This window comes from Flavobacterium algoritolerans (assembly GCF_030010385.1).
Classification (GTDB): domain Bacteria; phylum Bacteroidota; class Bacteroidia; order Flavobacteriales; family Flavobacteriaceae; genus Flavobacterium; species Flavobacterium algoritolerans.
In genome coordinates this window covers 121,245-146,912 of the sequence record NZ_JASCRZ010000002.1, presented here as the reverse complement: position 1 = coordinate 146,912, position 25,668 = coordinate 121,245, and the positions used below count along the sequence as shown (strand labels likewise).

Here is a 25,668-nt window from a genome sequence, read left to right as displayed (position 1 = left end):
TTATTTTAATTCTTAGTAAAAATCAAGCAAACCGGAGAACACAAAGCTATTTTTTTTCCAGTATCTGTAAGTGCTCCCGTAGTTTTATTCCTTTTAAAAATCACCACATCATTAGTATATTGATGTGCTACCAAAAGAAAATTCCCGCTTGGGTCAATGGCAAAATTTCTAGGCCCTTTTCCTAAAGTACTGGTTTGTCCTTGCAATTGTAATTTTCCGTTTTTTAGAATTTTAAAAATTGTAATCGTGTTTGCTTCACCGCGATTAGAAGCATATAAAAACTTCCCGTCAGGCGAAATATGAATATCTGCAGAGCTAAATGTTCCTTTGAAGTCTTTTGCTAAAATGGAGGTTTCATCAATCTTTTTCAATATTCCGTTTGAATAACTAAATACCGTCAATGCTCCGTCAAGTTCCTGTAATAAGTAAACAAACTTACCGTCTTTGCTAAAAGTTAAATGTCTTGGTCCACTTCCAGATTTCACTGAAACACTATCTTTTAATTCTAATACAGTATTTGCAGCATTAGGATTATAGGCATACGAATATACTTTGTCATTCCCTAAATCGTTAGACAAAACAAACTTTTTATCCGGAGAAAAATGAACCATATGCACATGCGGACCTTCTTGTCTTTGCGCGTTGATTCCTTTACCATAATGTTGCACAACTTGTTTTGCTTCTGCAAGACTTCCGTCATTATTTTTTCCAAAAACAGAGATATTCCCACCAGAATAATTGGCAATTATCACATTTTTATCGTCATTAATGATGTAACAAGGATCAGCACCTTTTGAACTTTGCTTGTTGATTAAGTCTAATTTTCCGCTTGACGGATTGTAACTAAAAGAACTTACCGTACTTTCAGCACCAAACTCATTTACGGCATAAATGAAGTTATTCTCCTTTGAAACCGTCAAATAGCTCGGATTTATAACTTTTTCAGTTGCATTTTTAAAACTGAAATCACCTGTCTTTGAATCAAAATCATATACATAAATTCCTTTGCTATCACAGCTTTGAGTGTAGGTACCAATCAGTAAATTGAATTTATTTTTTTGTGCCTGCACACTTGTAAAAATGAAAATGAATAGAATAACAGCAAACGGTTTTTTCATGTTTTTAAATTTTATTGAAAAGCTAAAATACACATTATATTCATAATGAATGTCAATTGTTTATTCCTTTGAAAAATTATAACAACTTCATCTAAAACTGTCAACAAATTTGTATTTTTGACTCAAAAAATTCAATGAACTCCATTGAAAATAAAATCCAATGAAGTAAACTCAACCTCAGAATGCATTTTAAACATCCCGAAATTTTATACTTTCTGTTCTTGTTGATTGTTCCAATTTTGGTTCATTTATTTCAATTACGCCGTTTCAAAAAAGAATATTTTACCAATGTTCGTTTCTTAAAAGCACTTTCCATACAAACCCGAAAAAGCTCTAAAATCAAGAAATGGTTGCTTCTAGCCTCTCGTTTATTGCTACTAGCTTTTATTATTATCGCATTTGCACAACCTTTTTTTGAGTCAAAAGACAGTAAAAATGCAAACAACGAATTGTATATTATTTTAGACAATTCTTTTAGCATGCAAGCCAAAGGCAAAAAAGGTGAATTGCTAAAACGTGCTGTTCAGGAACTGCTTGAAGAAACTCCTGAAAATGTAAATTTTTCTTTGCTTACCAATTCTGAAAATTATTGGAACACAGATATAAAATCGGTCCGTGGTGCTTTGCAAAACTTAAAATATAGCGCTACTCCGTTCCAATTGGATAATATAATGGCAAAAATAAAAGCACATAAATCGGCTTTTAAAAAAGATATCGTTATCATTACCGACGCTGTTGGTCTTGATGAAAAACAACTGAAAAATACTGATGCAACTGATTCGCCTTTATTTATAGTCCCAAAAGCAGAACAAAAAAACAATGTTTCTATTGACAGCGTCTTCATCAATAAAACATTAGAAAATTTTTATGAAATTAGCGTCCAAATATCTGGTTATGGAGATGATTTTAACCCGATTCCTATTTCGTTATACAATGAAAATAAGCTCATTGCAAAGACGATAGTAACATTAGACACAAAGAAAAAAAATCTCAACTTCACGATTCCAAAACAAGCTTTTCATGGCTATTTCTCTATAGTTGACAATGGATTGACTTACGATAATACATTGTATTTTAGTATTTCAAAAGCTAAGAAAACCAACATAATCAGCATTGGAGAACCGGCGAAAAGTAATTTCCTTTCCCGAATTTACACCAGTGAAGAATTCAATTTTAGCAATTATACTTTAAGCGCATTGGATTACAATAAATTGGAGGAACAAGATGCGATTGTTTTAAATGAATTGGATGAAATCCCGCAAGCTTTAGCAACCACTTTAAAATCTTTTGTAGAAAAAGGTGGCAATTTAATTGTGATTCCTTCGGAGATGAGTTCAATTCCAAATATGAATTCTTTTGTATCAAATTTTGGAAAACTTACATTCAATTCTTTAGAAAACAGAGAAAAACTGATTACTAAAATTAACTTCAATCATCCTATATTCAATAGTGTTTTTGAAAATAAAGTAACTAATTTTCAGTATCCAAAAACAAAAAGTTCATTTGCATTATCCAGCTCCAGTCCTGCTGCTTTGTCCTATGAGGACCAAAGTGTTTTCTTGACTTCGATAGCAAATTCGGTTTCAGCAGTTGCAATTTTTGCAGCTCCTATCAATATTGAAAATTCAAATTTCCAGCAATCTCCATTAATTGTTCCTACATTCTACAAGATGGCGATGAACAATCAAAACAATGGCGTAAATGCTTTGATAATTGGAAATAACAACCCGCACTTAACAGAAGCATCGTTAAACAAAGACGCTATTTTAACGGTAAAAGGCTTAGATGAACAATTCATTCCTATCCAACAAATCCTGAATAATAAAGTCAAAATGACTTTCAATGATTATCCGGAACAAGCAGGGAATTTCAGCATTTACAATAAAAAAGAATGGATTGAAAACATCAGTTTCAATTACAATAGAACCGAAAGTGATTTGGCTTCAGTCAATGACAAAATTCTTTCTGACTATAAAACAATCGAATCAATCCCATCGCTATTTAACACTTTACAAACTGACAGAACTGATAATCAAATTTGGAAATGGTTTGTTATCTTTGCACTGTTATTTCTGATGACCGAAATGGCAATTATACGATTCGTAAAGTAATTAACGAAAGTCCAATACTTAAAAATTAATATGAAATGAGCATGACCGTAATTGGTCGTAAAAGTTATCACAACTATGCGAATTCCATATTCCATTAAAAACAAATATTATCTACATATGAAATTAATCATCAGAGGCGCCAAAATTATCGATTCAAAAAGTCCCTTTCATAATAAGACTGCAGATATTTTAATTGTTGATGGTTTTATAAAAAAAATTGAAACATCACTTCCAAATCCAGATAAAGCAGACGAAATACAACTTGATAATTTACATGTTTCACAAGGCTGGTTTGACAGCAGCGTTTCTTTAGGAGAACCTGGTTTTGAAGACCGAGAAACGATATCAAACGGACTTACTGTAGCTGCCAAGAGTGGTTTTACCGCAATCGCATTACAACCCAACTCCTTCCCTATTATTGACAATCAATCCCAAGTAAATTTTGTATTGAACAAAGCACTCGGATTTGCAACTCAACTCTATCCTATTGGCGCTTTAAGCAAAGAAAGCGCCGGAAAAGACATGGCTGAATTGTATGATATGAAAAAAGCAGGAGCAGTTGCTTTTGGAGATTACAATAAAAGTTTGGATAATGCTAATTTACTAAAGATCGCTTTACAATACGTTCAGGATTTTGATGGATTAATTCTTGCTTTTTCCCAAGACGAAAATATAAAAGGAAACGGAGTGGCAAACGAAGGCATTGTTTCTACCCGATTAGGTTTGAAAGGAATTCCAAATCTTGCCGAAGAATTACAAATCGCAAGAAATTTATTTCTGCTAGAATATACCGGAGGAAAACTACACATTCCTACGATTTCGACTAAAAAATCAGTTCAATTAATCAAAGAGGCTAAAGCGAATAGCCTAAATGTAACGTGTAGCGTTGCTGTACATAATTTAGTTTTAACAGATGAAAAACTGGAAGGTTTTGATACCCGTTATAAAGTTTCACCACCACTTAGAACTGAAACCGATAGAAAAGCATTGTTGAAAGGGATAAAAGACGGAACAATTGATATGATTACATCCGACCATAATCCGATAGACATTGAACACAAGAAAATGGAATTTGATGGTGCCAAAAATGGGACAATTGGAATGGAAAGTGCTTTTGGTGCTTTGATGACCGTCTTGCCATTAGAAACTGTAATAGATAAATTGACTGCTGGAAAATCTACATTCGGTATCGATATCCAGGTAATAAATGAGGGTTCAAAAGCAAATATTACCTTATTTAATCCTGAACCAAAAAGCACTTTCACTAAATCATCCATTTTATCCAAATCGAAAAACTCAGCGTTTCTGGAAACAGAAATCAAAGGGAAAGTTATCGGAATTGTGAATCAAGGAAAATTAATTTTAGCATAGAAAATGAATAATAATAATAATAATAATAATTCTGAGTCGGGAAAAACTGCCGCCATTACAAGCTATATTTTAGGAATTGGCGTGTTTATAGCGATGTCCATGAACTCCGAAGATAAGAATGCATTTGCTTCTTTTCACATTCGCCAAGGACTGGGACTCACATTAACTTTTATATCACTGGGATTAATCATCAGCAATTTTGACAGCTTAATGATTTCTGCTCCTATGTGGATTTTTGTATTTGTCTTATGGTCTTACGGCATTACGAGTGCTATAAAAGGAGAAACAAAACCGGTTCCTTTATTGGGAACTTATTTTCAAAAATGGCTTAAAAACATATCATAATCCGATGAATTTATCTTTAGAATGTAAAATACGAGAACCTAAAATAAAATTAGACAAAAATCCTCTTATCCTTTTATTACATGGATATGGCAGCAATGAAGAAGATTTGTTTTCATTCGCAACCGAACTTCCAGAGGAATATTATATCATCTCAGCACGAGCTCCTTACGACTTACAATACGGCAGTTATGCTTGGTACGCGATAAACTTTGATGCTGATCAAAATAAATTTTCAGACCATAAGCAAGCTAAAGTTTCAAGAGATATAATCGCTGGATTTATTGATGAGTTAGCCGCTAATTATCCTATCGATGAAACACAAATTGCTCTAGTTGGTTTCAGCCAAGGATCAATCTTGAGTTATGCAGTAGCACTTTCTTACCCAGAAAAAGTTCAAAAAGTAGTAGCTATGAGTGGCTATTTAAATTTAGAAATTGTGGCAGAGGATTATCTTAAAAACAACTTTACTAACTTGAAAATATTTGCTTCACACGGAACTGTAGATCAAGTAATCCCCGTAGAATGGGCTAGAAAAACACCTGCAATACTAGAAAATTTAGGAATAAATATAACCTATAAAGAATATCCTGTGGGTCATGGAGTGGCGCCACAAAATTTCTATGACTTTAAAAATTGGTTAGTAAACAACTAACTGATTTTTATTGTCCTGTATATTTAATTTCTTCGGCTTTTTTCAAAACATAACCTTTCCAAGTAATCAATTGCCAATCATCCTTAACCCATGGTTGGCCTTCGGATTTACGTTCTAAGATAATAGATTCCTTTTGGGTATCCAGAAATAATTCTGCTTTATTTCCATTATTAGCTTCAAAAATTACAAAAGCTGATGTAGTTGCACTTTCTTGTTCATAATGATTTAATCGAGTTCCAATTTCGAAAACTCGAATACACTCCTTTCTCAACGCAGACCAAGTATAACCAGCAGAAGCTTTACACCCGTGTTCATCCAAATCTCCACCTGTTAATTCTGGTTTTTCTTCTTTTAGAATTGTAGTCTTGGATTCCTTTTTTTGATCCATCTGTTTTGCACAAGAAAAAGCAAAAATGATCATTACCGAAAACAATAATCCTTTTTTCATGCTTATTTTTGATATAACAATGATTGATTTACTTCAAAAGAGATACTGTCATCAGCATTTACAAAATATTTTAATAAAACCTCTCCCCAAATTTCACCGTCACTAAAGTCTGCAATAATCCATCTGTGGTTTAGGATTCTTACTTTATTGACAATAAATTTATTTGTCCCAATTTGATCTTGCCCAGTGTAAGGATTTCCTTTTGGATTGGAATTATAATCTAATAATTTTTCAGTAACAACAGGAATTAATTTTTCGTATTGAATTATTTTATCTGAACTTCCTGAATCAAAATAATTTTGGGCGTTTTCGTTTTTAGCCAAAGAAAAATAGTTGGCATCAGCTAACTGATTCGAAACTAAACGTAGACTGTCTCTTAACTTTTTTGTAGTTTTTTCATACCTTGTTTGTTCAAATGTCACCTGTTTACTCAAAAACATATAAGTAAAAATTGAAGAAAGTACCGCTAAAATAGTGAGATAAAGGAATAATGATTGTTTCATTGTAAATTGAATTATAGTGTAATTTCTAAATTGTCGTACGCTAGAAAAACATTTGGAGGAAGGTTTTTTTGAACCTCTTCATGGTATCCCATAATATGACTAATGTGTGTAAGATAAGTGGTTTTTGGCTGGACCAAAGTTATAAAATCTAATGCTTCTTTCAAATTGAAATGCGTATCATGAGGCTCTTCCCGTAAAGCATTTATAACCAACACTTTCAAATTTTTTAATTTTCCGATTTCGCTTTTTTCAATAGTTTTCACATCCGTTAAATAGGCAAAATCATCTATTCGATACCCAAAAACCTGGAGATTTCCATGCATTACATCAATAGGAATTACTGTTTTATTTCCAAGGGAAAATGGTTCATTATTCACAACTTCTATAGTAGCAACAGAAGGTGCGCCCGGATATTTATTTACCGTTTCAAAAACGTAGTCAAACCGCCTTCTCAGATTATCTATAACCCTTTGATGTGCATAAATTGGAATTTCTCCCTGCTTGAAATTAAACGGACGAATATCATCTATTCCTGCTGTATGGTCAGCATGTTCGTGGGTAAACAGGATTCCATCTACTTTTTGACAATTTGAAGAAAGCATTTGCTGTCTAAAATCAGGTCCGCAGTCAATAACAAAAGAATGGTTTCCCCAAGAAATCCAAACGGAAACTCTCAGTCTTTTGTCTTTAAAATCAGTGCTTTTACATACCGGATGGTTACTCCCAATAACAGGAATCCCTTGTGATGTGCCAGTTCCTAAAAAATATACCTTCAATTTTATTGCTTTTATTTACAAAAATAGGGTTAATTATCTTTCATTAGAAACCTATTTCATTAACTTTGCAACATATTAGCCATATTAAAAGAAAATGGATACAGAAATAAAATTAAAAGGTGACAAAATCATCGAACAAATCCCTTCGATTAAAGACAAAGCACTACGTATCAATTTAAATGAAAATATTTACGGAACTTTTGCAGAAATTGGAGCTGGTCAAGAAACTGTAAGACATTTTTTTAGATCTGGTGGTTCTTCGGGTACAATTGCAAAAGCAATGTCAGCTTATGACAAAGACTTTAGTGATGCTGTATATGGCGTTGAAGAAGACGGCCGTTACGTAACCGAAAGTCGACTTAAAAAAATGCTTTCTCATGAAGTAAATCTGATAGAAAAAAGATTGAGCAGAGAAAAACATCCTAATAAAATGTTTTTTAGTTATGCCAATACTGTAGCTACGATAGATTTTGCAAAACAATTCAAAGGACATGGTTGGGTTGGAATTAGTTATCAAATTGAACCAGATGAGGATTATAACGAGATTATCATTCACATTCGATTTAAAGAAACTGATGTCCGCTTGCAACAAGAAACGCTTGGTATTCTTGGTGTAAACTTAATTTATGGAGCATATTATAAATACAATGATCCTAAACGATTGTTGCGTTATTTATACGATCACCTAGATAAAGATCAATTAGAAATAGACACTATAAATTTCTCAGGACCTCGTTTTGCTGATGTTGACAATCGTTTGATGAGTTTACAATTAGTAAAAAACGGAATGACTGATGCGGTAATGTTTAACCCTGAAGGTAAAAACATTCTTCCTGCAGCAATTTTATACAAGAAAAATATTCTTGCTTTTAGAGGTAGTTTTCGTCCCGTTACAAAAGTGAACATGGACATGTATGAGAAATCATTAAAAATGTTCCTGAATGAAAATAAGGTAAATGCCGAAAACACACTGGTAGTTTTTGAAATTACATTATCAAACTTACGTTCTGATGGTGAAATCGATGAAAGAGATTTTATGGATAGGGCTGAATTACTGTGTTCACTTGGACAAACTGTAATGATTTCAAACTTCCAGGAATACTATAAAGTGGTGGAATATTTTGCTAATTATACCAAAGCCAGAATGGGATTAGCCATGGGCGTGAATAATTTAGTAGATATTTTTGATGAGAAATATTACCGTCATTTAAGTGGTGGAATTTTGGAAGCATTTGGAAAATTATTCTATCGCGATATGAAAGTTTTCTTGTATCCAATGATTGGAGAAGACGGAGAAATCATCACATCAGAAAACTTGAAAGTACATCCTAGAATGAAAGAATTATACAAATTCTTTAAATTCAACGGAAAAGTAGTTGACATAGATGATTATGACCCTTCTATTTTAGAAGTTTTCTCTCGTGAAGTTTTAAATATGATTAATAATGGAAAACCGGGTTGGGAAATAATGCTTCCTACTGGTATTGCAGAAATAATCAAAGAACACCGCCTTTTTGGGTATGACCCAAACAAAGTTTTGAAGGAAAGTAATTAGCGAATAGTGGTCAGTAATCAGTTTTTAGTGTTCAGTTGCTAGTCCTAATAACTATCGGAATCAGTCATGAAATTTCGATTTAAATTACAAAACAAAGTCCAGAATTGAGGTCATTTAACACCTCAACTCTGGACTTTATTTTGTTTGTCAAAATTTAATTTCAGTTTTTGTATACTTATTTGTAATTGCAGTAACTGAACACTAATAACTGATTACTGAACACTTACTTCAATATCTGAGCTGCATGAGCCTTAGTTTTCACATCTGAAATCACATCTTCGATAATTCCTTTTTCATCAATTACAAATGTGGTTCTGTGAATACCGTCATATTCTTTTCCCATAAACTTCTTTGGTCCCCAAACTCCAAAAGCCTGAATTACAGATTTATCCTCATCAGCAAGTAACGGAAACGGAAAATCAAATTTTTCTTTGAATTTAGCTTGTGATTTTTGCGCATCGGCACTTACGCCTAACAGCTCATAATTATTAGCTTGGAATCGTTCGAAATTGTCTCTTAAATCACAAGCTTCTGCAGTGCAGCCTGGCGTATTTGCTTTTGGATAAAAGAAAACGACTAATTTTTTACCCGCATAATCCGCTAATTGATGTGATTTTCCGTCTTGGTCCAGACCAGAAAAATTAGGTGCTTTATCTCCTTTTTTTAATGTTGTCATTATTTATATTTTTTATTTATTTGAATTGAAATTGAATTTTGCTAATGCCAATGAAATTGTTTTTCTTTACAAATCAAATTTAATGAATAATGAATAAACAAGAACGTGTAACGTTTGTTATAAATACGTTAAAAGAGTTATACCCAACGATTCCAGTTCCTTTAGACCATAAGGATCCTTATACATTATTGATTGCTGTTTTACTTTCGGCACAATGTACGGATGTTCGCGTGAACCAAATTACACCTTTACTTTTTGCTAAGGCTGACAATCCATACGATATGATAAAAATGTCCGTGGAGGAAATTAAGGAAATCATTCGTCCTTGTGGCTTATCGCCAATGAAATCAAAAGGAATTCATGGTTTATCCCATATTTTAATTGACAAACATGATGGAAAAGTACCTCAAAGTTTTGAGTTTTTAGAAGAATTACCTGCGGTAGGACATAAAACAGCAAGTGTTGTAATGTCGCAAGCCTTTGGGGTTCCTGCTTTTCCCGTTGATACTCACATTCATCGATTGATGTATCGATGGAATTTGACAAACGGAAAAAATGTTGTCCAAACAGAGAAAGATGCGAAACGTATTTTTCCTGAAGAACTTTGGAATGATTTACACCTTCAGATTATTTGGTACGGAAGGCAATATTCTCCGGCTCGTGGCTGGGATTTAGACAAAGATATTATCACAAAAACAATTGGCAGAAAAACAGTCCTTGATTCCTACAACAAAAAATAAAACCTCATTGAACAAAAAATCCCATTATTTTTTTTAAAATAATGGGATTTTTTAATAATTTAAAAACCAAATTAAATACACTTAAGACCAACTATAATTGGAATCAGGTGTTTTTAATTCGATATGATTTCGAAACTTTTATTGTCTATTTTTATTATGCTTAACGCTTTGGAATAGCTTAATAAGAAAGAAATTGTTTCTTTACTTGGTTTCCTGTTTTTTGAAACTGATTCTTTTTTTGAGTAAATTTTTGCCATAGAGTAATATATATTTTTCTTTACATTACAACGCAGCAAGTTTAAACATATTGTTAATTGGTCAAAACAATTTGGTGTTTATCTATCACTTTTCTCAAATTCATCAAAGCATATCGCATTCTTCCTAAAGCGGTATTGATGCTAACTCCAGTCGATTCCGAAATTTCCTTAAAACTCATGTCCTGATACATTCGCATCACCAACACCTCTTTTTGATCAGCCGGAAGTCCTTCGATTAGTTTTTTTAAATCCATTTCGACTTGTTCCGAAATTATTTTATTCTCTATCGTTTGACAATCATCTGACATTATGGAAAAAATAGAGAACTCTTCGGTTTCTCTAAACATGGGCATTTTTTTTGTCTTCCTGAAATGATCTACAACGAGATTATGGGATATGCGCATAACCCAAGGTAAGAATTTACCTTCTTCGTTATATGAATTTGATTTCAAAGTCTTAATCACTTTGATAAAAGTATCTTGAAAAATATCGTTGGTAATATCTTTATCCGGAATTTTCGAATAAATAAAACCATAAATTTTTGATTCGTGCCTTTTTATTAGTTTAGCTAAGGCATCCTCGTTACCTGCGACATAATCCTTTACCAATGACGCGTCAGGGAGTTGTATATTAACCATAATAATACTTTTTAGTTTTAAAATAAAATAAGAGATGTCTCTAAAAAGTAGTTTTCTATTATAGGCTAGTGTTTATTTAGGTTTGTTAAGTTTTCAAATTTAACTAATTATTGTTTTAACATGCAAGTAAAATTAATAAAAATTAACAGAACAAGGCTGAAAATTGTTAAAATTTTTCTTCTTTTTTCACATTCCTATAAAAATAGGATGCTGACGAATAACAATTAGGAGTCTTTTACTAAAAATGAAATCTGAAACTAGAAAAAACAAAACAAAGTCTGATTATCAATTAATTACAATCTAACCTTATTTTATTTTTAATTAGTTTACTTATTATTTCTGATTATTGATAGACTCGAATGTAATCAACTATAAAATCCTGCGGAAGTATAGTGTCATCTACTTCGGGACCTCCAAAATTTCCTCCTATAGCCATATTGACAATAAAATAAAAGGGTTGGTTGAATGGCCAAATCGCTTCTGTTTTATTTTCAGGTTGAAAGGTATACACTAAAGTATCATCTACAAAAAAATCAATTTTATCTTTCGTCCATTCTACAGCGTAAATGTGAAAACCTTCCTCGATAGCATCAAATCTTGTTTTCTTGGTATTTATAGTGTTTCCATGACTGTCTTGTGTATGCAAAGAAGTAAAAACCATATTGGGTTCTTTCCCTACATATTCTAAAATATCGATTTCTCCAGATTTTGGCCAACCGACTTCACTGATACTTGAACCCAACATCCACCAAGCCGGCCAAACTCCTTGCCCAACAGGCAACTTTGCTCTAGCTTCGAAGCGTCCATATTGAAACTCTTTTTTGCCTTTGGTGGTAATCCGTGTCGAAGTGTATTTATCACCTTCCTTTTTGGCCGTGATAACTAACTGATTTTTAGCAACCGTGTGGTTTTGTTTCGTGTACAGTTGTCGTTCATTGTTTCCCCAACCACAATTAGGACAGCCATCTCCAAGCTCAAAATTCCAATTATTTTCGTTTAATGTGGTGCCGTCAAAATTTTCTTGCCAAACCAGTTTTCGTTTGTTCTGTTGTGCGAAAGAAAAATTAACCACAAGCAATAATATTAGTATTTTTTTCATTTTATTTTAATTAGAATATTGAAAATCTCCTTCCAACTTTGTTACTGAACTTCCTCCGATGAATACTTTAAAGTCACCTGCTTCTGCTTCCCATTTTTTATTGGCTGTGAAGTATTCAATTGTTTTTTCATCGATTGAAAATACTACTTTTTTTGCTTCGTTAGGCTGCAATTCGATCATTTCGAATCCTTTCAACTCTTTTACCGGACGGGTAATACTTCCTATCAAATCTCTAATATACAATTGAACAACCTCTTTTCCGGTAACTTTTCCAATATTTTTTATAGTTACTGAAACTTCTATTTTACCATTTTTAGCAAATGCATTAGATGATAATTGTAAATTAGAGTATTCAAATTTAGAATAACTTAATCCGTGACCAAAAGGATACAAAGGCGTGTTCTTTTCATCAATATAATGTGACCAAAATACACTTTCGGGCTCGTTCATAATAGGTCTTCCTGTATTTTTATAATTGTAATAAATAGGAACCTGACCTACATTTCTAGGAAAAGTCATTGGCAATTTTCCGCTTGGGTTATAATCACCGTATAAAACTTGTGCTATTGCGTTACCACTTTGCGTTCCTAAATGCCATCCTTCAACAATTGCAGGAATATTTTCATCAGCCCAAGGAATTGCTAATGGTCGGCCGTTATTTAAAACCAAAACAACATTAGGATTGACTTTATAAATTGCTTCCAATAATTCTTGTTGAACACCTGGCAAACCTAAATCTGCTCTACTTCTTCCCTCGCCTGATTGCAACCCGTGTTCTCCCAAAACCATAACTACCACATCGGCTTGTTTTGCAACCGCAATGGCTTCTGCAAATCCGCTCTTATCAGTTGTATTGATTTTAGTTTCCCAAATGAATTGTGTTCTTCCCTCGGCTACATCAGCTCCTTTAGCATAAGTAAGTTGGTTCCCTGAATACTTTTGTAATCCTTCCAGAACTGAAACAGCCGAGTTATCGTCAGCAGCGATTCTCCAACTCCCCAAAGGACTCGTTTTATCATTTGCCAAAGCACCGATTAATGCAATTTTTTGACCTGATTTTTTTAAAGGCAATACTTCCTTTTCATTTTTCAAAAGCACAATCGATTTTTTGGCTACATCCAAAACTCCTTCTTGAAATTCTTGTTTCCCAACGGTTGCCAATTCTCGATTTTCATCACAATATTTGTATGGATCGTCAAACAAACCCAATTCGAACTTTACTTTCAAAATGCGTCTTGTCGAATCATCAATATCACTTTCCTTGACTTTACCTTCCTTCACTAATGCTACCAAATGTTCCACATACGCACTGGATTCCATATCCATGTCTGAACCGGCATTAATTGCTATTTCGGCAGCATGTTTACTGTCTTTGGCATAACCATGTGGTATCATTTCGTTGATAGAACCCCAATCAGAAACTACGAAACCATTAAATTTCCAATCTCTTTTTAAAACTTCTCTTTGTAAATAGGCATTTCCTGTTGCGGGAATTCCATTCAATTCATTGAAAGAGTTCATAAACGTTCGCACACCAGCATCAACCGCCGCTTTAAAAGGAGGAAAAATTGTATTCTGCAACACCGTTTCACTAATATCAACCGTATTATAATCTCTTCCTGATTCTGCAAACGCATATCCTGCAAAATGTTTGGCGCAAGCCAAAATAGTATTCGTAGCGGCCAAATCTTCGCCTTGAAAACCTTGTATACGAGCTACGGCAATTTTACTTCCTAAAAAAGTGTCCTCACCAGCTCCTTCCATAACACGACCCCAGCGGGCATCTCTGGAAATATCAACCATGGGTGCAAAAGTCCAGTTCAATCCTACCGAAGCTGCTTCTTCTGAGGCAATTGCCGCTGACTTTTTTATTGCTTCTAAATCCCAACTTGCTGCTTCAGCCAGTGGAATTGGACTAATCGTTTTATACCCATGAATGACATCAAACCCAAAAAGTAACGGAATTCCCAATCGTGTTTGTTCTACCGCAATTTTTTGCAACGCTTTTACATCTTTAACTCCTTTTACATTCAGCATCGATCCCACTAAACCTTTTTTCAGGTCTTCGTATTTTTTAGCTGCCTGACCTTCTTTTGGAGTTGGACCTGTAATATCCCAAAATCCGTTATACTGGTTGAGTTGTCCCACTTTTTCTTCCAGAGTCATCAATTTGAGTACAGAATCTACTTTAGTATCTAAAATATTTTCTTTGGAATAAGAAACAGGTGATTTTAAAATTTTATTGCTGCAGCCTGCAATTATTAAAGCTGTAATAGCAAATAATGCTAACAGGGATTTATTTCTCATCTTTATCCTTTTTGTTATAATTAAAAGGTCGGTAAAAGAACCGACCTTTATAAATTCATTACATATTTTATTGATAAATCCTTACATAATCAATTTCCATTGAAGATTGCGAAAAAGCAGGATCAATTGTTCCTCCAAAACTTCCTCCCATTGCCACATTCAATATTAAGAAAAAATCACTATTGAAAGGTACTGAAGCGCTATTGATAAAAGAATGAAAGAGCTTATCATCTACATAAAACTGAATTGAAGTAGGACTCCAGATTGTTTTGTAAATATGGAATTCAGTAGACGCATTTGTTATTGTTGTTGTAGCTGTGTTTGGGTTTGCACCAAAATTACCCGGATAATGTAAAGTTCCGTGAATTACATTTGGATCATTTCCTTTGTGTTCCATGAAATCAATTTCACCACATTTTGGCCAAGCATTTGTTTTATAATCTTGTCCCAAAGACCAAATCGCCGGCCAAGTTCCTCCACCCGCAGGTAATTTTGCTTTTACTTCAATTTTCCCATAAGTAAATTCATATTTATCTTCTGTTTTCAACCTTGAGGAAGTATATCCTGTTCCTGATTTTTTAGCCGTAATTTTTAGATTTCCGCCTTGTACAATTACATTATCAGAAGCACTTGTATACGTTTGGGCTTCGCCATTTCCCCAACCGCCAGCACCAAGATCGTATCCCCATTTTGTAGGATCCGGAGCACCGTCAACATTAAATTCGTCAGAAAATTTCAAAACCGTATAATTTGTAGTTGGAGTCGGAGTTACAACTGCACCAGGAGCCGTTGTCGTAAAAATATGATACCAAGCTAAAAATGGATTTCCTGACTGAATCACTCGCACAACCATACGATTATCTGTAATTGATAAAATTTCGTAAGAACTGGTTCCAACAAAATACCCCATAAAACCTGCATCAGCTATGTTTAAAACCGTACCTCTAGTTTGGGTTGCACTATCTGGATTTTTTGAAACAAATGAATCTGACTTACTCAAAGTAACTGTTTTTGCACCACTGGTGTTTAAATCATAACAAGCATCATCGCCACCGCCTTTAAAAGCACCATTATAATACGTTTGACCTTTGTTATCTAATTCAAATTTCATTTGAGCTCCTACTAAAGAAAAAGTCATCACACTATTGTACAAACAAGTAGCTGATTTTTCATTTGCCTTAGCGCTATAAAATGAAGGGTAATAATTTTGCTTTCCAAAAGTTGGATCAGACCATGCTACGTTTGGACCAACTCCTAAGTGTCCCTCCTCAGCTTGTGCCCAATACCATTTTCTGGTAGCTCCACCTGTTAAAAACTGTACCGCTTGCTCATCTTTAAAATTACTAAAAACGGTTACTTCCAAAGTAACATTAGTGGCAACTCCTCCTGCTCCAGAAGCAATTACGGTCACTGTGTATGTGTTTGTCCCTGGTGTTGCAAAAACATTTTCGAACATACCGCTTGGCGAATTCTTTGAAGTCCCATCGCTAAAAATGTATTTATACGAAATAGCATTTTCTGCTGTACTGGTAAATTTTACTTTTCCGGAACCATCTCCGTTTGGAAATGCAGCAGATTTACCTATTATTTCCGCTGTAACTTGAAGATTTGTTGGCGTGTCTAGTGCTCCAAAACCTAAATTATCTTCCTGACAATTGACCATCAAAAGAAGGACAAAAACGGATACTATATTTATGATTATTTTTTTCATTTTAAATATTTTTTTAAAAAAATGTAGTTAGGATACTCGTTTTATACAAACTCATTTTAAATCCATAATTAGTTGATACTTTCTATTTTTATTAATTATGAAAATAAACATTATCTATATAAACAGTGTTATTTCCAGAAGGGCCACCCACATAAATTAACTGTGCAATGTGTGCTCGTGTAGTTAATCCTGTGAAGGAACTTAACGGAATATCTAAACTTACCCAAGATCCTTTAGCTGGTGACGGAATTGTAATTTCATGTTCTACATCATCTCCTCCTCCAAAGGCTCCATTAGCTCCAAAATCGACTAATTTTATTTTGAATTGTGTAAAATCTGAGGACCAGACGTCAGTGTGAAAATGTGTCATTGCAGTAGCATTTATAGGCGTTGTAGTCGCTTCTATACCAACAAAATCCAATGCACTATATTTTTTTGTCGCATTTCCATTAATACTCAAATCCGTTAGTGTGGCACTTGACCAAGAAGTTCTCCAAGTATTAACAGCAACATTTGTATAAGCGTCGCTAAACATAGAAATCACTTTAGAGGCTGCTACTGTTGGCGTAGGTGCTGCTGTAATTGAAGCAGCTTGATTATAGAAGAACACATTATCAACATAGACAGTTGTACTTCCAAATGGTGCGCCTACAAAAATTAACTGTGCTATATGACTGCGTGTCGTCAATCCAGTGAAATCACTTAATGGAATATCTAAGCTCACCCATTTTTCCTTAGCGGGATTAGCGATTGTAATTTCATGTTCTTTATCATCCCCTCCACCAAAAACACCATTAGCTCCAAAATCAACTAATTTAACTTTAAACTCTGTAAAATCAGATGACCAAATATCGGTGTGGAAGAAAGTCATTGCCGAAGCATTTATAGGAGATGTAGTCGATTCAATACCCACAAAACCTAATGAACTGTACTTTTTGGTTTTATTGCCACTAATATCAATATCTTCTAAATTTGCCTGTGACCAAGAAGTTCTCCAAGTATCAACAGCAACATTTGTATAACTATCGCTAAACATTGAGATGACATTTGCTGCCGGAATTGTAGGAACTGGAGCAGCGAATAAATTAGTTACTGTTACACTTTGTGTTTTTTGTGTCGTAGCAACTCCTCCGCTTAGTGCAACCACTTTTACCTGATACGTTCCCGGATTTAAATACGTGTGCGTAATCACCTCATCTTGCATGAAATCTACCGGAACTTCATTTGCTACATCTCCAAAATAAACTTGAAAGAAAGTCTCTAATTCCGCTTTGGCAGTTACATTAATCGATAGATTACTTCCAATAGTTATAGTAGGTTCAAAATTAGTTGGTGCCAAAAAAGAAACAGTTACCTCTTGAATCGTTTCGGTTTTTTTACCATTAATAGTTACTCCTACAATTTTTGCCTGAAATTTACCTTCTCTGTATTTATGGGTAATCGTACTTCCGGGGTTTACATATACAGGAGCTGTAGTTGTGTCACCAAAATAAATTTCGAACTGAGTAACTCCTTCGCCACGAGGCAAAAAAGTAACATTTCCTGAGTTATCCTGAGTAATGGTCGTCAGAGCAGATACATTTGAAGGAGCATTTATTCCATCCAGATCTACGTCATTATTTTCGTCTGAACATCCTAAAAAGAGGATTAGAGCAAAAAGACTTAGTATTAATTTTAAGTTTTTCATATTTAAATAATATTAGTTTTTAATATCCCGGATTTTGTTGCCAATTTCCATTTGCAAATTGAATTTCCTCGATAGGAATTGGAAACAATTCATTTTTGTTGACTGTAAATCCAGTAATTTCCTGAGCTGCTTTGCCAGTTCGTACTAAATCGAAGAAACGGTGTCCTTCACCAACTAATTCCAATCTTCTTTCTGCTAAAATAAAGTCAGTCAAAGCTGCTCCAGAAGACGAAATATCATGATTCAAATCACCAAAAGCACGTCTTCTAACTTGGTTCAAATATCCTCTTGCTTTAGTATCATCGATTCCTCCGCGATTGTAAGCTTCGGCCGCCATCAAAAGAACATCTGCATAGCGAATGGCCCTGTAATTATTAGGATTAGTTAGGTTTAAATCTCCTTGTGCGTTGGCACTTCTTTTTCTTGGAATGTATTTTCTGTTGAAAAAACCGGTGTGTTCATATCCTTTTCCAAAAGTAGCTCCTGTTGCTGTCGCCCAAGCTTCGATATCTAATATTGCTACCGCTTCTCTTCTGTCTCCGGCTTCAAATGCGTTTACGACTTTCTGAGTTGGAACATTAAAACTGAAACCCGAAGTAAATAAATCACCTGAATAATTTCTTGGTCCACTAAAACCAACGGCTACATTTCCTTCGCTACATTGGAGACATCCAAAACCTGCCCCTTCTACATCCGTGTATTGTACTTCGAAAACCGATTCTAATCCATTTTCTCCAGCATTTTCAAAAATAGTATTGTAATCTGAAACCAATGAATAGGAAGAAGTTCCGATTAAACTTTCGAAGGTTGTTGCTGCTTGCGCGTATTTATTCTGGTACAAATATGCTTTTCCTAATAATGCCAAAGCTGCGCCTTTAGTTGCTCTTCCTTTTTGGGCTGCTGTTGCAGATAAGTTTTGAGAAGCAAAAATCAAATCGGCTTCAATTGAAGCATACACTTCTGAAACGGATGAACGCGGAATTATTTTCTCGTCACCAGAGCTGAACCTTGCATCCCCTTTCAATGGGATTCCACCAAACCATTTTACTAATTCAAAATGATAATAGGCTCTAAGAAAACGAGCTTCACCAATCACTTGATTTTTCCCTTGAAAGTCTGTTTTGTCTTTGAATTCCAAAATGTAATTGGCTCTTTGAACTCCTGCGAACATCCAGTCCCATAAGTTTTTTAGATTGCTGTTCACCGGCGTGTGAATCATGTCATCAATTTGCTGAAAACCCGGAGTATCCGATTGACTTTCGCCTCCGGCCAAAGTATTATCTGAAGCTATTTCGCCTAACAATGCATTTAGATATGTAGTTTGCAACAAATCATACGCTGCAATTAAAGCATTGTCATAATCTGATTTTGAATTAAAATAATTCTCAGAATCAATCGAATATTCTATAGGTCGATCCACAAAATCATCACTACAGGAAATGGTTACAGTTGAGAAGATTGTTATCGATATAAGGGTAATAAATAGATACTTTTTCATTTTAATACGAATTAAAAATTAATGTTTAAACCTAACAAATAGGTTCTTGGGATTGGATAGAAACCATAGTCAATTCCTCCGCCAATTGGAGCTCCATTAGAAGCACCCGGATCAAAACCTTTGTACTTTGTAAACGTGTATAAATTATTTACACCCGCATACAAACGCAGTTTTGTGATTCCTGCTTTTTCAGAAAATTTAGAATTTATTGAATATCCCAATTGCATGTTTTGGATTCTTAAATAAGAAGCATCTTCAACAAAATAACTGGAGAAAGTAGAATTTCCTGTAGCACTTGTAGTCACTCTTGGAGTAGTATTAGTACTTCCTTCGCCAGTCCAACGGTCTAAAACATAATTAAGTCGATTGACATCTGTAAGGTTTCTTTCGTAATTTCTTACCATATCATTTCCTACGGAAGCAAAAGTATAGACTGCAAAATCAAAGTTTTTGTAATTCATTTGTAAATTGAAACCCATTGTAGCTTCAGGAATTGGATCTCCAATATTCGTTCTGTCACTTGAATTAAGAATTCCGTCTCCATTCACATCTACAAAGCGAAGGTCTCCAGGACTGGCGTCAGCACCCAAAGATAATTGAGACGGGTGTGCATCAACTTCTGACTGGTTTTGAAAAATTCCGTCTGTTTTGTATCCATAAAAATAACCTATTGGCTGACCCACTTCCATTCTTGAAGGTGCTTGTTGGCCTACGCCAAATGAACCTCCTTCAATATATCCTATCCCGTTGTTTACGGCTAATACTTCGTTTTTAAGGAACGTAACATTGTACCCAACACTCATCGAAAAATTATCCGAGAATTTGTTTTTGTAATCTATCGCAAACTCTAAACCTGAATTTCTTACCGTTCCTGCATTGATTGTTGGTGAACCTGCACCAGGAGCTGCTGTTCCGTTGATTCCAGAAACAGGTATAAATGGAATTAACAAATCGGCTCTGGTATCAATAAAATAATCCGCAACAATGGAAACTTTATTTTGTATCAATTTAAGATCTAAACCAACGTCAAATTTTCTGGCTTCTTCCCATTTCAAATTTGGATTTGGAATTTGTCCTGTAGCTAAACCATTCACTAAAACATCATCAAAAACATAGGTCGCTTCTCCGCTTAATTGCGAAACATAACCATTGTTTGGAATCTGGTCATTCCCTAAAGTACCGTAGCTTCCTCTCAATTTCATGAAGTTTATTAGTTTGTCTTCTCCAAAGAAACCTTCATCAGAAATTACCCAACCCGCAGTAAATGATGGAAAATAACCCACTTTATTTCCAGGTCCAAATTTTGTCGAAGCATCACGTCGTATCATCGCAGAAAAAAGGTACTTCCCTTTGTAATCATATTGTGCTCTTGCAAAATAAGAAAGCCTTCGTTCATCATAATTATAGGAACCGTTTGGTACGGTTTCAGAAATCCCTTTGGTCAATGCTATATCTGCAAATTCCCATGAATTGTAAGGAACATCAAATCCAGTTGCAAATAACCCGTTTCCGTATTGTTTGAAAATAGTATTTCCTACAGTTGTAACTACATTGTGATTTCCAATTTTCTTAGTATAGGTTCCAAATAAATCAAATGAATAATCATTATCATTAATAGCGCTTTGGGAAACCGAACTTCTCAAAACATCAAATACCTTATCCGAAGGATTTATCCAATATAGAATTTGCTTGGCAAACGATTTAGACTCACTGTTTGATGTATTAAAACCAATTGAACTCGAAATCGTAAAATCTTTGAAAACCTTGTAATCTAATCCGAAATTACCATTGACTTTTTTGAAGTTGTAGTCATTATAAGTATTTGCAATTTGAGCCAATGGATTTATAATTTCAATTCCTAACCCAGTATTTGTAGGCACCTTTGTAAAATCCCCATTTGCATCATACGGTGTTAGTGTTGATGGTGTATTCAAAGCATTGAACAAAACAGAACCTAAACCACTTTCGTTTAATGATTTTCTATTAAAATAAGTATAGATTACGTTTGTTTTCAACTTCAATTTCTCAGTAACATCAGCACCTAGAGAAACTCTGGCTGTATTTCTTAAAAAACCGGATTTACTTTCCCCAATAATTCCTTCCTGATCTAAATGAGAACCACTTACCGCATAGGTAATTTTATCTGATCCACCAGAAAAGGAAATGTCATGATTGATAATAGGAACACTGGTGCTGAAAACTTCATTTTGCCAGTTTGTTCCTTTGCCTAAACCTGAAACGTTAGGAAAGGGAATTGCGTTACCCCCATTAGCATAACTTTCATTCAATAATAAAGCGTATTCAGTAGCGTTAAGCATTGGTAATGTTCTTGACGTTTCCTGAAAACCTGTATAGGTATTGTAACTAATTTTTGATTTCGAATTCTTTTTCCCTGATTTTGTCGTGATAAGAATAACCCCATTAGCACCAATAGTACCATAAATAGCTGCTTGAGCATCTTTCAAAACGGTGATGGACTCGACATCATTTGGATTTAATAATCCAAGCTCTCCAACATATCCATCGATGATGGTTGTAGGCCTATTTTCACCATTGGTTGCAATACCTCTGATGCGAATATCCAAAGCGGCACCCGGAGCACCCGAAGTAGTTGTAACATTCACTCCGGAAACAGTTCCTTGTAAAGCTTGCTCAATTTTAACTGGTTTTAAAGCTTCCAAAGTTTTGCTGTCTACCACAGAAACTGCTCCTGTTACTTCTCGCTTTTTTTGACTTCCATATCCAATTACTACAACTTCATCCAATACTTTAGAATCTTCCTGTAACGAAATAGAAAGAGTACTATTATTAGATACTACTTTATATTCAAAACTTTTAAATCCTAAATATGAAAATATTAAAGTTGCGCCAGAGGAAACTCCTTTTAGAGAAAAACGACCATCCATGTCTGTCGCCGTCCCAATAGTTGAATTTTTAACTTGAACATTTACTCCAGGTATAGGTAAACCAGAACCGGTTTCTTTAACAACTCCTCCCACATCATATCCTTGGGCAAAACCAAAAGAGGATAGAAATAGAAAAAGGATTAGTAGATAGTTTGACTTCATAATTTATATTTTTTGTGAATTATAAAATTAATCGGAACAACTAATAATAAATCAAAAAGAACCTCTACAAAAAACATACAATGCAAAAAATCACTTGTTTAATTCATAATATTTAAAAAAGGGTTGAAAATTAAGAAGAAATTAAGAAATTCAGATTTTCTCTAAAAACAAAAAAACCACAACAATAACGGTATTGTTGTGGTAATGTATAGTTTTATTTGTAAAATTCAGAAGGAACTATACAGCTAAAATGTACTCTACAAGTCCTTGTTCGTGCGACAATTCCATTTTCTTACGCAAACGATATCTTTTTATCTCAACGCTTCGTACAGATATATTTAGCAAAGGCGCCACTTCTTTCGAGGAAAGATTTAATCTCAAGTAAGCACATAATCTCAAATCGTTTGGAGTTAAGGACGGATGAGCCAGTTTCATTTTTTTCAAAAAGTCTTTATCGGCATTATCAAAGGCTTCTTTAAATACACTCCAACTATCTCCTTCAGTTATGTTCTTATTAATTGTAGAAATGACTGATTTTATACTCCTGTTACCATCATCAGGCGTTTTCTTTAAATCATCTTTGATAAAAGCCAGCAACTCATTTTTACTATTCAAACTCATCGTAGAAACAGCCAACTCTCTATTTTTAGTATCTACATCTTGAGAAAGCTGTTCGTTTCTAATGCGCATTAATTCCTGCTCGTTTTCAAGCTCTTTAATCTCTAACAACAAATTATTCTCTTCTATCAATTTCTCTTTTTGTTTTTGATAGTAGTTTTTATAGGCCTTATGAATAAATCGAGCCATCACAATCACAAAAATAAAATAGAAAAAAAGAGCAATATTGGTTAAATACCAAGGCTTTTCAACAGTAAAAGTATACATAGCGGTATCTTCTAAAGTAGAATTCGCAAATTTAGCTCTCACCTTAAAAGTATATTCCCCAGGAGGCAAATTTTTAAAATTCACTGTTGATTTTGCACTCCATTCGCTCCACTCCTCTTGAAATCCTTCTAATAAATATTGAAACTCAGCATTGATGTATTTATTAAATTCAGGAACCGTATAATTAATGGTTATGTTATTTTCATCATATTTAAAACTGCCCTCTTCCTGAATGGAACGGTTTTCCGAAGTTTCATTTAGTTTATTTGTTGTAATTGCGGAAATAGAGACGTTATGATTTTTAAAACTCAATTCATTAAGATTCAAAATATAATATCCATCAGTAGTTCCTATCAAATAATTAGAATTGGAAATTTGAGTAATATTTTCGTAGCCTAACATCGAATTTGTTAATGAAGCGGGAATTGGAATTACATTTTGCTTCAGTTGATTACTTAGTTTACTCAATGAAAAATAATGGATGTAATTTTTAGAAAACAACCATATTTTATTGGAATTATCAACAATCAATTTTCCCGAAGTATATTCATCTTTTTCGAAAACAGAACTTAATAAATTATCCTTACTGAATTGTTTTGTCTTCTCATTCAATTTAAAAATACCTTCTTTATTAGCATAGTAAATTATGTTGTTGAACTTAGTTAGACTGGCATTTTTACCTTTTTCGGGTGTTTTATAGGTCACAAAAGGTTTCGTTTTTGACAGTTTTCCGTCTAGTTCCAGCCTATAAACTCCTTTATATTCGTGACTTACATATACATTCAGCGCATTCGTGATTTCAAAATATTTTGAGGAATAATCAAATCCTGTAATTTTATTTCTAAAACTCCATTGATTATTCGTTTTTGCCAAAACAGAAATTCCATAGTAATTCCCTTGAAGTAAGAGCCCTTTTTGATTGGGGACAGTTTCAAATTTCCAAGTTCCTGATGCTGAAAATATATTTTTTGCAACAGCGTTATCAATCACAAATGTTCCCGAATCATGACCGCAAAAAAGCGTTCCATCGTACTCAAACAAAGACCAAACCTGCCCTTTAGTTCCGTTTACAAATTTGAATTCATCATTAGTCAGATAATTTTTATAAAACAAACCTTGGTTGGTTCCTACATACAAATTACCTTTATAAAGTTTTGAAGTATAAACGGTTCCTAAAATTCCGGTGTCATCAACAAAGTTCTGTATCGGAGATTGCAGATTAATGCAATTGATTCCGTTGTCCAATCCTACCCAAAGATTTTTATCGGCATCTTCATATAAAGACAACGCAGTATTATTACTCAATCCTTTGTTTTGATTGATGTGATATTTAATTCTCCCGTTATTGTTTAAGATAAAAATTCCATTAGAGACAGTTCCTAAAGTAAAACTTCCATCCGACAGTAATTGACTGCTATACACACTACTGGATGCTAACTCCGAATCAACTTCGGTAGAAAATTTAGTCAAAACAGTTCCTATAAGTTTATAAAATCCATTCAGCTGTGTCTGGATTAAAAGTCCTTCCTCAATAGCAAAAACGTTGACTATCCTATTGTTTTGTAAAATTGGATTATTAGATACCAAGCGCCCTTTTCCGCTTTCAATTTCAAAAAGTCCTTCATTTATACTCTGAAAATAAATTGCATTTTTTGTACGGAACGATTTAGTAATATTGTTTTTGGGAGCAATGATTTTGAAACCTCCCGTTTTGGTATCGTAAATATAAATTCTGTCCAAAGATTGAAAAACAACCCATTGTTCATAGTTCAATATATTCCAAAACTGTTCGTCATTAAGAATTTGAGTTTTTATTGTTTTGCTAAGCGAAGTGTATTTTAGTTTTCCATTTGTCTGCCTCGTCCAGAAACCAAATTCCATGTAGCAACCAGTATAAATTTTATTTCCAATCACTTTTACAGAACGAACGATAGTTTCGTTTGGTGATGGATATAATTCCCAGTTTGATCCGTTAAATTCCAATAATCCCTCATTGTTAGCAAAGAAAACATAATGATTTTGATCCTGCGAAATCATCCAATTCTGATTTCCCGCACCATAAGTGGTTGAGGCATATTTTACAATTGGCGGCAATTCCTGAGAAAAAGCACAAAAGGACATTAAAAAAAGAAAAATGTATAGTTTTGTTTTCAATGGTATGGTGAAGTTAATTTTTTTCAAAAATAATCTTAAAAATACTATTTTTTTAGATGATAGAAAGCA

Annotated in this window: 19 protein-coding genes; 6 read left to right on the top strand and 13 right to left on the bottom strand. The window is 34.0% G+C overall.

The genetic code is table 11. The features are described from left to right. Positions 1 to 5: 5 nt before the first annotated feature. Entirely contained in the window at positions 6 to 1,118 is a 1,113-nt protein-coding gene (locus tag QLS65_RS06230) for a lactonase family protein (protein ID WP_282715998.1), read from the bottom strand. A 182-nt stretch (positions 1,119 to 1,300) separates the two neighbouring features. On the opposite strand from QLS65_RS06230, the gene QLS65_RS06225 reads away from it, so the two are divergent. The 4 genes from QLS65_RS06225 (at position 1,301) to QLS65_RS06210 (ending at position 5,597) form a co-directional block, all read left to right on the top strand. Then, positions 1,301 to 3,229, top strand: a complete 1,929-nt coding sequence (locus QLS65_RS06225; protein WP_282715996.1) for a BatA domain-containing protein — start codon at positions 1,301 to 1,303, stop codon at positions 3,227 to 3,229. 117 nt (positions 3,230 to 3,346) lie between these two features. Further along, entirely contained in the window at positions 3,347 to 4,600 is a 1,254-nt protein-coding gene (locus QLS65_RS06220) for a dihydroorotase (protein ID WP_282715994.1), read from the top strand. A 3-nt stretch (positions 4,601 to 4,603) separates the two neighbouring features. After that, positions 4,604 to 4,945, top strand: coding sequence for a hypothetical protein (locus tag QLS65_RS06215; RefSeq protein ID WP_282715993.1), 342 nt, complete (start codon positions 4,604 to 4,606; stop codon positions 4,943 to 4,945). 4 nt (positions 4,946 to 4,949) lie between these two features. Further along, entirely contained in the window at positions 4,950 to 5,597 is a 648-nt protein-coding gene (locus QLS65_RS06210; RefSeq protein WP_282712384.1) for an alpha/beta hydrolase, read from the top strand. A gap of 7 nt (positions 5,598 to 5,604) precedes the next feature. Here QLS65_RS06210 and QLS65_RS06205 read toward each other — a convergent pair whose 3' ends face one another. Genes QLS65_RS06205 through QLS65_RS06195 form a run of 3 tightly spaced genes read right to left on the bottom strand, consistent with a single transcriptional unit; the run spans position 5,605 to position 7,324 of the window. After that, positions 5,605 to 6,045, bottom strand: a complete 441-nt coding sequence (locus QLS65_RS06205; RefSeq protein WP_282712382.1) for a hypothetical protein — start codon at positions 6,043 to 6,045, stop codon at positions 5,605 to 5,607. Between the two features lie 2 nt (positions 6,046 to 6,047). Beyond that, the gene (locus tag QLS65_RS06200) at positions 6,048 to 6,548 is read right to left on the bottom strand and encodes a hypothetical protein (protein WP_282715990.1); all 501 of its coding nucleotides are present in this window, start codon (positions 6,546 to 6,548) and stop codon (positions 6,048 to 6,050) included. Between the two features lie 11 nt (positions 6,549 to 6,559). Continuing rightward, a complete protein-coding gene (locus tag QLS65_RS06195; RefSeq protein WP_282715988.1) occupies positions 6,560 to 7,324 on the bottom strand; it encodes an MBL fold metallo-hydrolase in 765 nt (254 codons plus the stop codon). A 94-nt stretch (positions 7,325 to 7,418) separates the two neighbouring features. On the opposite strand from QLS65_RS06195, the gene QLS65_RS06190 reads away from it, so the two are divergent. Then, complete coding sequence (locus QLS65_RS06190) at positions 7,419 to 8,879, top strand: TonB-dependent receptor (RefSeq protein WP_099714758.1); 1,461 nt, start codon at positions 7,419 to 7,421, stop codon at positions 8,877 to 8,879. Between the two features lie 223 nt (positions 8,880 to 9,102). Here QLS65_RS06190 and bcp read toward each other — a convergent pair whose 3' ends face one another. After that, positions 9,103 to 9,555, bottom strand: coding sequence for a thioredoxin-dependent thiol peroxidase (gene bcp / locus QLS65_RS06185; protein ID WP_282715986.1), 453 nt, complete (start codon positions 9,553 to 9,555; stop codon positions 9,103 to 9,105). Between the two features lie 89 nt (positions 9,556 to 9,644). Here bcp and QLS65_RS06180 point away from each other — a divergent pair, with 89 nt between their 5' ends. Further along, positions 9,645 to 10,295 carry an endonuclease III domain-containing protein gene (locus tag QLS65_RS06180; RefSeq protein WP_282715984.1) on the top strand — a complete coding sequence of 217 codons (651 nt, stop codon included), beginning with the start codon at positions 9,645 to 9,647 and terminating at the stop codon, positions 10,293 to 10,295. Between the two features lie 310 nt (positions 10,296 to 10,605). Here the strand turns inward: QLS65_RS06180 and QLS65_RS06175 are convergent, their stop codons facing one another. From QLS65_RS06175 to QLS65_RS06140, 8 genes are all read right to left on the bottom strand, one after another. Next, complete coding sequence (locus QLS65_RS06175; RefSeq protein ID WP_099714755.1) at positions 10,606 to 11,190, bottom strand: RNA polymerase sigma factor; 585 nt, start codon at positions 11,188 to 11,190, stop codon at positions 10,606 to 10,608. 343 nt (positions 11,191 to 11,533) lie between these two features. Next, a complete protein-coding gene (locus QLS65_RS06170; protein WP_282715982.1) occupies positions 11,534 to 12,289 on the bottom strand; it encodes a glycoside hydrolase family 16 protein in 756 nt (251 codons plus the stop codon). 6 nt (positions 12,290 to 12,295) lie between these two features. Continuing rightward, positions 12,296 to 14,596, bottom strand: a complete 2,301-nt coding sequence (bglX, locus tag QLS65_RS06165; protein WP_282715980.1) for a beta-glucosidase BglX — start codon at positions 14,594 to 14,596, stop codon at positions 12,296 to 12,298. Between the two features lie 67 nt (positions 14,597 to 14,663). Further along, the gene (locus tag QLS65_RS06160) at positions 14,664 to 16,307 is read right to left on the bottom strand and encodes a family 16 glycosylhydrolase (protein WP_282715979.1); all 1,644 of its coding nucleotides are present in this window, start codon (positions 16,305 to 16,307) and stop codon (positions 14,664 to 14,666) included. A 91-nt stretch (positions 16,308 to 16,398) separates the two neighbouring features. Then, positions 16,399 to 17,994, bottom strand: a complete 1,596-nt coding sequence (locus QLS65_RS06155) for a PKD domain-containing protein (protein ID WP_282715977.1) — start codon at positions 17,992 to 17,994, stop codon at positions 16,399 to 16,401. A 19-nt stretch (positions 17,995 to 18,013) separates the two neighbouring features. After that, positions 18,014 to 19,492: a RagB/SusD family nutrient uptake outer membrane protein gene (locus tag QLS65_RS06150; RefSeq protein ID WP_282715975.1), complete on the bottom strand. Its 1,479-nt coding sequence runs from the start codon at positions 19,490 to 19,492 to the stop codon at positions 18,014 to 18,016. A gap of 11 nt (positions 19,493 to 19,503) precedes the next feature. Then, entirely contained in the window at positions 19,504 to 22,560 is a 3,057-nt protein-coding gene (locus QLS65_RS06145; protein ID WP_282715974.1) for a SusC/RagA family TonB-linked outer membrane protein, read from the bottom strand. Between the two features lie 237 nt (positions 22,561 to 22,797). Next, positions 22,798 to 25,599 carry a helix-turn-helix and ligand-binding sensor domain-containing protein gene (locus QLS65_RS06140; protein ID WP_345959331.1) on the bottom strand — a complete coding sequence of 934 codons (2,802 nt, stop codon included), beginning with the start codon at positions 25,597 to 25,599 and terminating at the stop codon, positions 22,798 to 22,800. Positions 25,600 to 25,668 lie beyond the last annotated feature (69 nt).